At 43.3% G+C, this 13,060-nt stretch carries 9 protein-coding genes; 7 read left to right on the forward strand and 2 right to left on the reverse strand.

Features of this window, described 5'->3' with window-relative positions; all coding sequences use genetic code 11:
• A partial coding sequence (locus G563_RS0113075) for an Lrp/AsnC family transcriptional regulator (RefSeq protein WP_028665710.1) occupies positions 1 to 288 on the reverse strand: 288 nt, incomplete at its 3' end.
• Between the two features lie 287 nt (positions 289 to 575).
• Here G563_RS0113075 and G563_RS0113080 point away from each other — a divergent pair.
• The 4 genes from G563_RS0113080 to metH all read left to right on the forward strand — a co-directional run bounded on the left by G563_RS0113080 (position 576) and on the right by metH (position 6,655).
• On the forward strand, positions 576 to 1,316 hold the full coding sequence (locus tag G563_RS0113080; RefSeq protein WP_028665711.1) for a YiaD family glycine zipper/OmpA-like lipoprotein: 741 nt from the start codon (positions 576 to 578) through the stop codon (positions 1,314 to 1,316).
• A 64-nt stretch (positions 1,317 to 1,380) separates the two neighbouring features.
• Complete coding sequence (locus G563_RS0113085; RefSeq protein WP_028665712.1) at positions 1,381 to 1,857, forward strand: hypothetical protein; 477 nt, start codon at positions 1,381 to 1,383, stop codon at positions 1,855 to 1,857.
• Positions 1,858 to 1,897: 40 nt separating this feature from the next.
• A complete protein-coding gene (locus G563_RS0113090; protein WP_028665713.1) occupies positions 1,898 to 2,536 on the forward strand; it encodes a porin family protein in 639 nt (212 codons plus the stop codon).
• A 309-nt stretch (positions 2,537 to 2,845) separates the two neighbouring features.
• Complete coding sequence (metH, locus tag G563_RS0113095) at positions 2,846 to 6,655, forward strand: methionine synthase (protein ID WP_028665714.1); 3,810 nt, start codon at positions 2,846 to 2,848, stop codon at positions 6,653 to 6,655.
• 197 nt (positions 6,656 to 6,852) lie between these two features.
• On the opposite strand, the gene G563_RS0113100 is transcribed toward metH, so the two are convergent.
• Positions 6,853 to 10,230: a methylmalonyl-CoA mutase family protein gene (locus G563_RS0113100; RefSeq protein ID WP_028665715.1), complete on the reverse strand. Its 3,378-nt coding sequence runs from the start codon at positions 10,228 to 10,230 to the stop codon at positions 6,853 to 6,855.
• A gap of 50 nt (positions 10,231 to 10,280) precedes the next feature.
• Here G563_RS0113100 and G563_RS0113105 point away from each other — a divergent pair, with 50 nt between their 5' ends.
• The 3 genes from G563_RS0113105 to G563_RS0113115 are packed head-to-tail and all read left to right on the forward strand — an operon-like array spanning position 10,281 to position 13,056.
• Entirely contained in the window at positions 10,281 to 10,736 is a 456-nt protein-coding gene (locus tag G563_RS0113105) for a hypothetical protein (protein ID WP_028665716.1), read from the forward strand.
• Positions 10,733 to 11,062 (forward strand): MerR family transcriptional regulator, encoded by a 330-nt coding sequence (locus G563_RS0113110; protein WP_037326785.1) that lies wholly within the window; start codon positions 10,733 to 10,735, stop codon positions 11,060 to 11,062. Before G563_RS0113105 ends, G563_RS0113110 begins: the two co-directional genes overlap by 4 nt.
• 11 nt (positions 11,063 to 11,073) lie before the next feature.
• The gene (locus G563_RS0113115) at positions 11,074 to 13,056 is read left to right on the forward strand and encodes a hypothetical protein (RefSeq protein WP_211235270.1); all 1,983 of its coding nucleotides are present in this window, start codon (positions 11,074 to 11,076) and stop codon (positions 13,054 to 13,056) included.
• Positions 13,057 to 13,060: the final 4 nt, after the last annotated feature.

The raw sequence follows: 13,060 nt of genomic DNA on the forward strand, positions 1-13,060 counted from the left end.
CATTACCTCTTCAAACGTCATAACGGCCGACACAAACTTCTCACCATTGGCCCGACTATGCTCCTTCAAAGAAACATTACAAAAAGCGACTAAATTTTTGCCAATGCCTTCTCTATCAACCAATGCCACATATTTCTTTATAACTCCTTCCCGCTCCAATTTGCGAACCCTCTCATATACAGGAGTGTATGACAAATTTAGTTGCGCCGCAAGCTCTTTAGTCGTCAAAAGTGCGTTTTGTTGCAGATAGCGTAAAATCCCTTTATCCGTAATATCCAACTTTATCATATAGACTTATTATATGGTTTATAAGATATAAAATCTTTATAAAGGTAATAATATTTGAATTTTTATCTAAAAAATGTCAAAATATTAAACAAATCAACAAAAACGCCTTCACAACTTAATACCACCACCCCAATTCGAGCAAAATTTTCCACACAAAAAATTTTTCACTTTACCTAAACCACAACACCAAAAAGCATAATGCACTAATTGTCAAATAATTACAAAATACACAAATCCACAAGGTATGCTTTTTTAGTATTTCTTAATAAATCAAATTTCAAAAAATTATGAAGACGCTAACCAAGTATATAGTTTTAGGTTATGTCACTTTGATAGCCACCTCTGCCCCTGAGGTTGCATTTTCTCAACAGTCAACTAAGAAAAAAAATACAACTACCAAAACCGATAAAACAAAGCTCAAAAGATCTCAAAAAGGAGCTTTGATTGGGGTAGGTGCTGGAGCTATCGTAGGAGGAATTATTGGCAAAAACAACAAAAATACCGCGATTGGAGCCATTATAGGTGCTACTGTAGGTGGTGCCGCTGGGGCAATAATAGGTCAACGTATGGACAAGCAAGCTGAAAGGCTAAAAGAAGATTTAGGTAAAACTGCAAGAGTAGAACGCGTAGGAGAAGGTGTAAAGCTTACTTTCGACAACGCCCTTTTGTTTGATTTCGGCTCTTCATCACTACGTCCCGAAACCCAAGAAAGTCTCCGAAAAATGGCCAATACCCTCAAAGACGAACAAAAGACTGAGCTTCTTGTAGAAGGACACACCGACAACGTAGGTTCTGAAGCTTTTAACAGAGACTTGTCCAACAAACGCGCTCAAGCCGTTGCCAATTTTTTGATTGGAGAAGGAGTTTCCACTAGTCGTTTCAAAGTCATTGGCCAAGGCGAAGCCAATCCTGTCGCTTCCAACAATACCGAAACAGGACGTCAACAAAATCGCCGGGTAGAAATTGGTCTTTATGCCAGCGAAGAAATGAAAAAAGCCGCTCAAAACGGCACTATCAGTCTTAGATAATCAATCATCAACAGTGCTACGAAAACTAATAATTTTTTTGTAGCACTACAATCCCTCCACAACAATGAAAAAGTTAAACATACTCCTCATCGCATTAGTCTCTTTACTATCTATTTCTGCTGCCTACTCACAAGATTACCGTACAGGTATTGGTCTTAGAGCAGGGAGCACCAATGGCCTCACTATCAAGCACTATACCAAGCCTCGCGTAGCTGTCGAAGGTATTATTTCCTCGCGCTGGAGAGGACTTGGATTCACGGGTTTGATTGAAGGTCATACACGCGCTTTTGATGTCAATCGTCTTAATTTTTACTACGGTGCAGGTGCTCATATTTACTTTTGGGGTGAAGGAAGACGCGGCTCATCTCCTTTTCCAGAACGTAATAGCGTAGTAGGACTAGATGGTATCTTAGGGCTAGAATATAACTTCCGCGAAATCCCTATCAATTTGAGTATTGACTGGAAACCTACCTTCAATTTCAACGTAGCTGACAATTTCTGGGGTGATGATGCCGCCCTTTCTATTCGCTACATATTTTGATATAATTTTTCTAACCACTCACTAAAAATATCATAAAGCCATGAAATTCAACCCAATATATCTTTTTTTAGGATTAAGTACTTTACTCTTTCAAGCCAATCTTAAGACTTATGCGCAAGATGCTTCAGCCCGTACAGGTATCAGAGGGGGACTCAATGTATCTAATCTTTATATCAAAGACGTGACTGACCGTAATCCTCGCTACGGATTTCATGTGGGTCTTTTTACGCAAGTACCTCTTATCAAAGGTATGCTTTACTTACAACCTGAGGTAGGATATTCTACCAAAGGCGTCACTGCTCGGTACAATTTGCTCAATGGCACATTTAGAGGACAAAATACCTTCAAAATGGATTACTTTGAAATCCCTGTATTAGCTACGCTCAAGGTTGGCAATTTTGTTGATATTCACGGTGGGCTTTACGGAGGTTTTTTAGTAAATGCTTCGACCGAAAGTAAAAGCGACGCAGGCTTTAACGCCACCGTACTCAATCGCGACAATTTCAACAATTTTGACTATGGTCTTGCGGCTGGTTTAAGTATTTATTTTGGAAAAATAATGCTAGCTACTCGCTACAACTATGGCCTACGCCCCGTAGCGTCAAGTACCGCAGCCAAAGTATTCCTAGACAATGCCAAAAATTCTGCCGCTCAGCTAAGCATAGGGTATACGTTTTAGCCTCCATTACAACTACTCTATACAATCCCGTTTGGCGTAAGTCAAATGGGATTTTTTATGCATAACTCTATTAGACAAAATATCTATATTCTTTGATTGTCACCTCTCACATTTGTTTAACCCTTCTTCTTATACGTATTTATTTGCACAAATTATCTATTTTTATATTCATATATAGAATATTCATCTAAAAAAAAAGCTATCCGTATCTTTCTGTGTAAATTTGTAGCTTGTTAAAGTGGACGCTACAAGCCTACTTTTGAGTTTGTGTTATAGGCCTCGTTCCTGAATAAATTATAATTTGTAAAAATGCAAAACCCAGACATTCAAGAAATCCTCAAATCACGAATCCTTGTACTCGACGGTGCGATGGGTTCGATGATTCAGCGTTATAAATTGACCGATGCCGATTATAGAGGCGAACGTTTCAAAGATTTCCCCCACGAACTCAAAGGCAACAATGACCTGCTGTCGTTGACGCGGCCCGATGTGATTCAAGAAATTCATGAAGCTTATCTGGAAGCAGGGGCAGACATTATCGAAACCAATACTTTTAGTGGTACCACTATCGCTATGGCCGATTATCACATGGAAGACTTGGTATATGAGCTTAATTATGAATCGGCTCAGCTAGCCCGTCACGCTTGTGATAAATACATCGCTGCCAATCCCGATAAGCCACGCTTTGTAGCGGGGTCGATTGGGCCTACCAACCGCACCGCGTCGCTTTCTCCCGATGTAAACGACCCTGGCTACCGTGCCGTTACTTTTGATGAATTGGTAGATGCTTATTATGAACAAGTGCAAGCCTTGGTAGATGGTGGTTCGGATATATTATTGGTCGAAACCATTTTTGATACTTTGAATGCCAAAGCCGCTTTGTACGCGATTGATTTGTACTTTGATGATGTCAAAAAAGGAACGATTCGGGCTATCAATGGAGCATTTACGCCTCAAGCTATAAATACTACGAAAACGCAATTGCCTATCATGGTGTCGGGAACGATTACGGATGCTTCTGGCCGTACGCTTTCAGGACAGACTACAGAAGCTTTCTTGACGTCGGTATCGCATATGCCCCTGCTCTCCGTGGGTCTCAACTGCGCCCTTGGTGCTGACTTAATGCGCCCGTATGTTCAAACTCTCGCCAATCAAGCGCCGTTTTATACCTCAGCTCACCCCAACGCAGGCTTACCCAACGAAATGGGCGAATATGACCAAAGTCCCGAACAAATGGCGGTGATTATTGACGATTTCTTAAAAAATCGTTTTATCAATATCATCGGCGGATGCTGCGGTACTACCCCACCCCATATCAAAGCCATTGCCGACGTAGCAGCCAAATACGAACCTCGTGATATTCCCGAAAACGACCATGTCCAAAAACTATCAGGACTAGAACCCCTAAAAATCACGAAGGAGACCAACTTTGTCAATATTGGGGAGCGGTGTAATGTGACAGGTTCCAAAAAATTTGCACGCCTCGTCCGCGAAGGCAACTATGATGCCGCTATTGCAGTAGCACGCGAGCAGGTAGATTCGGGAGCACAAGTTCTGGACATCAACATGGATGAAGGGATGATTGACGGCGTGCAAGCCATGACGAAGTTTTGCAATTTATTGATGGCCGAGCCTGATATTGCCCGTGTTCCTTTCATGGTCGATTCGTCTAAGTGGGAGGTGATTGAGGCGGGTCTAAAATGTTTGCAAGGCAAAGCCATCGTCAATTCTATCTCACTGAAAGAAGGAGAAGAGAAGTTTATCCAACAAGCCGAAAAAGTAAAACGCTACGGTGCATCGGTCGTAGTGATGGCTTTTGACGAAGTAGGCCAAGCCGACAATTATGAGCGCCGTATCGAAATCTGCGAACGCGCCTATTGGATTTTGGTAAATAAAGTAGGATTCCCTCCGCAAGACATCATCTTTGACCCCAATATCCTGACCGTAGGTACGGGTATGGAAGAGCACAACAACTACGCTGTTGATTTTATCAACGCTACTCGTTGGATTAAAGAGCATTTGCCTTATGCCAAAGTAAGTGGAGGAGTCTCAAACGTATCCTTTTCATTCAGAGGGAATGAGCTTGTTCGTGAGGCAATCCATACGGTATTTTTATACTATGCTATCAAAGCAGGGATGGATATGGGTATTGTCAATGCAGGGCAGTTGGGGGTTTATGACGACCTCCCCAAAGATATGCTCGAACATTGCGAAGATCTGATTCTCAACCGTCGCCCTGATGCTACCGAAAGGATGTTGGCCTTTGCCGAAACCGTAAAATCTAAAGGTAAAGAACAAGTAGTAGATAATGCTTGGCGCGCTCAACCCGTCTCCAAACGCCTCGAACATGCCCTCATCAAAGGACTGACTGAGTTTATAGATGAAGACGTAGAAGAAGCTCGTGCTCAGTCGAGCCGCCCACTTGATGTGATTGAAGGCCCACTTATGGATGGTATGAACGTGGTTGGTGACTTATTTGGGGAAGGAAAAATGTTTTTGCCCCAAGTAGTAAAATCAGCCCGAGTCATGAAAAAAGCGGTAGCTTATCTTACGCCTTTCATCGAAGCTGAAAAAGCTGGCGGCGCTGCCGCCGCTGGCAAAATCTTGATGGCTACGGTAAAAGGAGACGTACACGACATCGGCAAAAATATAGTGGGCGTAGTACTTGGCTGCAACAACTACGAAATCATTGACTTAGGAGTAATGGTGCCTACCGATAAAATTTTGGCTGCTGCCAAAGAACACAACGTGGACATCATTGGTCTATCGGGTTTGATTACGCCTTCACTCGATGAAATGGTAGGCGTGGCCAAAGAAATGGAACGCCAAGGTTTTAAATTACCATTACTCATCGGAGGAGCTACTACTTCACGGATTCATACGGCCGTAAAAATCGACCCTCATTATAGCGGCCCCGTTATCCATGTGTTGGATGCGAGTCGTGCGGTACCGGTGGCTGGAAAATTGACCCAAAATGAACAGACTTACGCCGACGTTTTGACTGACATCAAAAAAGAATACGCTAAACTTCGTGAGGACCACGCCAAACGCCAACAAGCGAAAGAAGCCGTAACATTGGAGGCAGCAAGAGCCAACAAAACTAAGATTGATTGGGAAAATTTTGAGCCTACCAAACCGAAGTTTTTGGGTAATAAGTATTTCTATGACTACCCGCTCGAAGACATTGCCAAATACATAGACTGGACTCCTTTTTTCCAAACTTGGCAGCTGCATGGTAAATACCCCAAGATTTTTGAGGATGCGACTGTAGGAGCAGAAGCTAAGAAATTGTACGATGATGCCAAAGCAATGTTAGCCGAAATCATCAAAAACAAATCTCTGAAAGCCAACGCAGTCATTGGTTTTTATCCTGCCAATTCGGTAGAAGATGATATTGTTTTGCATGAGTTTGAAGAATTGGAAGTAAGTTTTGCAGGGCAGGGCCAAGCCAAACGAAAAGATTTTAGAGTCAAAAATCTTGACTTGGAGACTTCTAGCCTCACGCAAACAGTACTACACAACTTACGTCAACAAAATCAAAAAGCGGCCAATCTTCCCAATTTGTGCCTTTCTGACTATATAATGCCAGCCTCGGCCAAACGTACCGATTATATAGGCGCTTTTGCCGTCACTGCGGGTATTGGTATCGAAGCATTATTGGAAAAATACGAAGCCGACCATGACGACTACAGTAGCATCATGCTCAAAGCTGTCGCCGACCGCTTAGCCGAAGCTTTTACAGAACTGATGCACGAACGTGTCCGTAAGGAGTTTTGGGGCTATGCTCAAGAAGAAACATTCAGCAATGAAGAATTGATTTCCGAAAAATACCAAGGTATTCGTCCAGCACCAGGCTACCCTGCTTGCCCCGACCATACCGAAAAACGTACGTTGTTTGACCTCCTAGATGCGGAAGCTCAAGTAGGAATTGAATTGACCGAAAGCTTTGCGATGTATCCTGCTAGTTCAGTGAGTGGGTGGTATTTTGCGCACCCTGCCTCTCGGTACTTTGCCCTTGGCAAAATCGCCAAAGACCAAGTCGAAGACTATTCACTCCGTAAAAACATGAGCCTCGAAGACACCGAACGCTGGCTAGCTCCTGTGTTGAATTATGATTAAATGGCTAACGCAGGCAGGGTTTCGACCCCTGCCTGCGTTTTCTGTGTTTTTATCACCAAACGCTGCATAGCTCCTGTGTTGAATTATGATTAAATGGCCAACGGGGACGGGTTCCAAAGCTAACGCAGGCAGGGTTTCGAACCCCCTGCCTGCGTTTTCTGTCTCGAACCCTGCTTGCGTTTTTTGCATTTTTTTTACTACATATTTCTCCGATACTGCCCTCCTACCTCATACAATGCCGCCGAGATTTGTCCCAAGGTACATACTTTGGTAGCTTCCATGAGTGATTCAAAAAGATTGGTATTCTGAAGCGCCGCTTCTTTGAGTTGATTAAGAGCAGCAATTGCTTCATCCTTGTAGCGAGTCTGAAAATCTTGCCGATACGCTACAGCATATTGCTTTTCCTCATCTGTAGAGCGAATGACCTCCGCCGGTAAAATCGTGGGCGAACCACGCTCATCCAAAAATGTATTGACCCCAATAATAGGCAATGCCCCCGTATGTTTTTGCATTTCATAATGCATCGATTCTTCCTGAATCTTGCTGCGTTGATACATACGCTCCATCGCGCCCAAGACGCCCCCACGTTCGCTAATACTCAAAAATTCCTGATAGACAGCCTCTTCTACCAAATCGGTCAACTCTTCTACGATAAAAGCTCCTTGCAAAGGATTTTCGTTTTTGGTAAGACCAAATTCTCGATTGATAATCAACTGTATGGCCATCGCACGTCTGACACTCTCTTCGGTCGGGGTCGTAATTGCTTCATCGTAAGCGTTGGTATGGAGCGAATTACAATTGTCATAAATCGCCAACAAGGCTTGCAAAGTAGTACGGATGTCATTAAACGCAATCTCTTGGGCGTGCAAGCTCCGCCCAGAAGTCTGAATATGATACTTTAGTTTTTGACTGCGCTCATTGCCTTTGTACTTGTGTTTCATAGCTTTGGCCCAAATACGCCTTGCCACTCTTCCCAGCACCGTGTATTCGGGATCCATACCGTTGGAAAAGAAAAAAGAAAGATTTGGCGCAAAGTCATCAATGTGCATTCCTCGGCTGAGGTAATATTCTACAAAGGTAAATCCATTAGAAAGCGTAAAGGCTAATTGGGAAATCGGATTGGCACCCGCTTCGGCAATATGGTATCCCGAAATCGAAACCGAATAAAAATTACGCACCTGATTATCAATAAAATACTGCTGAATATCGCCCATGAGCTTAAGCGCAAACTCAGTCGAAAAGATACAGGTATTTTGCGCTTGGTCTTCTTTCAGAATATCGGCTTGTACCGTACCTCGCACCTGACGAAGCGTATCTGCTTTGATTTTTTGGTAAACTTCGAGAGGCAATACTTGGTCGCCCGTAGTGCCCAATAGCCCCAATCCTAGCCCATTGTGTCCTTCTGGCAAAGTACCACTGTAAGTCACTTTGGGTTCAAAACAAATATCGCTTTGTGCTTGTAGCCATTTTTCGCATTGCTGGTCGATAGCAGCATTCAAAAAGAACCCCAACACAATAGGCGCGGGGCCGTTGATAGTCATCGAAACGGAAGTAGAAGGGTCGCACAAATCAAAACCACTATACAGTTTTTTGGCATCGTCGAGGTTGCAAATACTAACGCCTGAGTTACCCACTTTACCATAAATATCGGGCCGAAAATCTGGGTCTTCGCCGTAGAGTGTTACTGAATCAAAGGCTGTCGAAAGCCTTTTAGCGGGCATTTGTTTAGACAAATAATGAAAACGGCGATTGGTACGTTCGGGACCACCTTCTCCTGCAAACATCCGCGTCGGGTCTTCCCCTTCCCTCTTTAACGGAAAAACACCCGCCGTAAAAGGAAACTCGCCAGGTACATTTTCAGTCAGTACCCACTTTAAAATATCTCCCCAATCGCTGTACTTAGGCAGTGCAATCTTCGGAATTTTGAGGTGCGACAATGTCTCCGTCCACAAATCTTGCTCAATGATTTTATCCCTCACCTTGAACTGATACTTATCGGCACGGTATTTTTTGACGGTTTCGGGCCAATTTTCGAGCAATTTTTTACAATCAAAATGCAGATGACTTTCCAATTCTTGATAAATATCCCGAAGACTTTCGGCATTGTCCAAAAGCTGAAGTTGAGTCAAGGTCTTAATTGTACCATCAAGCTGATATAACTGACGCGCAATAGCGGCTTGGTCGTTCACAAATTGCTCATAATTCCGCGCATTTTCGACAATTTCGGCCAAATACCGTACTCTCTCGGGAGGCATTATACTGTTTGTGTGGCCTAATTGTGAATTCCCTTTTTTGACCGAAAGCTTATTAAACAATTGCCCCTTTGTCCAGTATTCTTTGTTTTCTTGCTTTTGCTCCAACACCTCCACCAACCTGAGATAGAGCGCATTCATACCTGCATCGTTGAATTGACTCGCAATCGTCCCAAAAACTGGCAAAGCTTCTTCAGCCACGTCCCAAAGTTGGTGATTGCGGCGGTATTGTTTTTTTACATCGCGCAACGCATCAAGTGAGCCACGTTTATCAAACTTATTGATGGCGATGAGGTCGGCATAGTCGAGCATATCAATTTTTTCGAGTTGCGTAGCAGCACCATATTCGGAAGTCATGACGTAAAGCGATACATCCGAATGCTCGATGATTTCGGTATCTGACTGACCGATACCCGATGTTTCTACAATAATTAAATCAAAATGAGCCGCTTTACAGATATTAATGGCCTCCGCGATATGTTTACTCAAAGCTAGATTGGACTGTCGGGTCGCAAGTGAGCGCATATATACGCGCCCACGGGCTATGTCTGGATGCAGAGAATTCATGCGAATACGATCGCCCAGCAGTGCGCCTCCCGTTCTGCGTTTTGAAGGGTCAATGGAAATAACAGCCAATGTTTTATCCTGAAAATCAAGCAAAAAACGTCTAATCAATTCATCCACCAATGACGATTTTCCTGCTCCTCCCGTACCCGTAATCCCCAAAACAACTGTGCTGCTTTTGGGCAAAAGAGATAAGTCATTTTTAACAAAAGCTTCGGGATTGTTTTCGGCTTCGCTGATCAGACGCGCAATGAGTTGGGGAGATTTTGACAGGGGAAGTTTTTTTAATTGGCCATTTAGTTCCCATAACTTTGTGGGAAAATCACATTTTTCAAGCAAATCATTAATCATTCCTTGCAAGCCCATTTCCCGTCCGTCGTCTGGCGAATACAAGCGAGTGATACCATAAGCTTGCAATTCGGCGATTTCGGTGGGTAGAATTGTTCCACCACCGCCACCAAAGATTTTGATATGCCCAGCGTCTTTTTCGTTAAGCAAATCGTACATGTATTTAAAAAACTCAACATGACCTCCCTGATAACTCGTAATCGCAATGCCTTGCACATCTTCTTGAATGGCACATTCGACGATTTCTTGCACCGAGCGATTGTGCCCCAAGTGAATCACTTCTGCCCCCGAAGCCTGCATGAGGCGCCGCATGATATTGATAGCCGCATCGTGGCCGTCAAAAAGACTCGCCGCCGTTACGATTCTGACGTGATGTCTGGGTTGATAAGGTTTAACAATAATATTTTCCATGTGGTTTGAATCAATAAAATCTCCAACGAAGATAGCTTATTTATTTTTTTATGAATTCAATCATTCCTACTTTGGTCGGAACTTGGTTTATTTGCTTTACCAATTTTCCGATGTGGCTCAAAGGCAATAAAACCAATCCTACATTTAATTATTCTATCATTAAAGGAAAAGAAAGCCAACTCCTCGATGAAGTAAAATTCTTAAAAAAAGGAAAAGAAAAAAGCATTAGAGGCATTGATTATCAAGACAATCAAGTCCCAAGCGCCTTTGTATGGCGTGGTCAAGGGATTCTGCGAGTATTGAAAAGCAAATGGCAAGTCAAATTACTGGATAAAGACGGGCAATGGGCCGTAATCTGGTTTTCCAAAACTCTTTTCACTCCCGAAGGTGTTGATGTCATTTGTCGCCACTCTCGCCTTGATGCCGATACGTTTAAACACATCAAAAATCAAATGTTACAAGATTCGGTTCTCAAAAAGCATGTTCATACTCTAATCCAATTATGAAACCACTTGACCCTCATAAACTCTACTACAACATCAACGAAGTAGCGGCTCGTTATGGTTTTGAACCTTCTAAATTACGCTACTGGGAAACGGTATTCCCGATGCTTCAGCCCGAAAAACGAAGCGGGGATCGGATTTATACACCGGCTGATATTGAGCTACTTGACGAGATTGTATATCTTGTGGAAAATCAAAAACAAAAGCTATCGGTAGCTCGCAAAATCATCGAATCTGGCAAAAGCCAACGCAACAATATCAATCGTGTAATACAACAGCTCGAAACCGTCAAACGTTATCTCCAAGACATCAAAGAACTTTATAAGTGAAAAAAAACATCATGAAGATAGCCGTCAGTGCGGGGATTGTTTTAAGCATTTTTTTTTGGTGGCAAACCCACAAAGAGTCTCAAGCAACGTGGGTAGCCGAAACACCGCCTCCCCTACTTAAAGCCCTTCCTAAAACTCAAGCGGCTATCGTTTATTTTGAATTTGAACCCGACCCCAATCGCTACGAAGACCAACAAATCAATCTACGTCTCGAACGCCGTACCGACAATCAACTCTACCTCGTAGATGCTTCTCCACGCGAGCAAGGCCGTCAGACTTATTATGCACTCAATGGGAGCGTCAATCGAGTTGATGCTCGTCAGCTTAGTCAACGGCCTATTTTACCCAATCGTTGGATTCATTTGGTAAAATACGTAACCGAGGTAAACAATGTCAACTCAGAAAGTTGGCTCACTTCGGCCTTAAATGTAGCCGCCGGACAAGCCAAATTTGCCGCCTCGTATGAAGTCATTTTCTGGGTACGCGATTCCCTCTCAAAAACTTCTTCTCCCCTTACCTACACCCAACCTCTGTGGCCCAACAATAAAGCAGTGGGCGATATTAAGATTTTTAAACAAACTCCCGCCTTCAAACTTCCTCCTTCCAAAAGATATGGCTCAGAGTCTCTGCCCCTCGACGAGCCGACTGCCAATCTCCAAAAAGTGAGTTGGAACATGGGTCCCAATCGTTTTAAACTTTACTATACCAACGAAGTATCGTCGATGGTGCAGCACGTAAAGCCCAGTGGTAGGCGAGGCGTAACTCAGTTTGATGACGCACAACTTGATAAAGCAGCTGATTGGCTTGCCCAAAACACACCTTCAGATATTGTTTCTGTCGATTTTGAACCGGGCCATGCTTCTGAAGGATGGCAGTGGGATATGGGAGACCCCAATTTTCGCAAAACCATGTATCGACTTTCCGAACGCATTTATAAAAAACACGGAAAACTGTTTTATTCATGGATTGGAGAGCCACTAACTTTTGATTTTCAAGGCAAACATTTTAAATTGGATGGCTACGCCAACGACAACTGGAGTGCTGACAAAAAAAACATTGACGATTATCTGGCGGTTCACCAAAACCCGAAAGCGATCCAAAATATTCAACTGCCTTCGCCTGTGGTATTGATGACGGGCTTTGGCTATACTTCCTCTACTATCAATACAGCCGATGCTACCGACCAGCCTGCCCAAGTATGGAAAGCACCCGTCAATTGGTATTTACGAACTTTAGATATATTGAATCTCAAGATATTGACTACTCCGTCAAACCTCAAGCTTATGAATTTCTTTTGGCCTTATGAAGACAAGCCCTCCGATGCTCGCCGTAGTCTTACGCGTCGTTTTTCGGTAGGAAATGGTACCAAAGGCTTTATTCGCCAAATCGACAATCGGGTGATGTACCCCATGAATCTCGTAAGAGATGCGGTGTTTGTTCATCTCTGTAATCCGCGCGTTTTTTATAGTAATTATTGGATTTTTGGGCAATCCTACAATCCTTACCAAGCCTTGCGCTATGCCAAAATCAACGGGACTCTTTCGTGCGTTTCCCAAAATACGGGCGGGTATTTTGTGTATGAATACCAAGGTCCCGACCAACCTCCTTGTCCCAGTCTCAACGAAGATTATATTGGAAAAGATGCTCTTGGGGTAGCTGCTATGGTACAAGCCCACGAGCTATTTGCCAAGTATCAAGGGATTTTGGATGGTAGTCAGATAAGAGAAAGCCATGGTTTTGAATACCAACGTAGCAATCAAAAAAACACTCAGGCTATTTGGAACAACGATACGGGCGAATTTGCACGGGCGTTTAAGTACAACCAGCCTTGGCTCCAAGTATGGAAGAATCCCCGAACAGGCAAGCGTCTTCTACTGTTTCAAGACAATTTTGCGGAAGCTTTTGAGAAAGTTACCTTTACGACTGTAATCAATGGTAAAAAGATACAACGTAGCGCAGAAGGCAATGCCCTTTATATAGAGGCATTAGATTAAGCCT

Source organism: Runella zeae DSM 19591 (assembly GCF_000423565.1).
Lineage (GTDB): Bacteria > Bacteroidota > Bacteroidia > Cytophagales > Spirosomataceae > Runella > Runella zeae.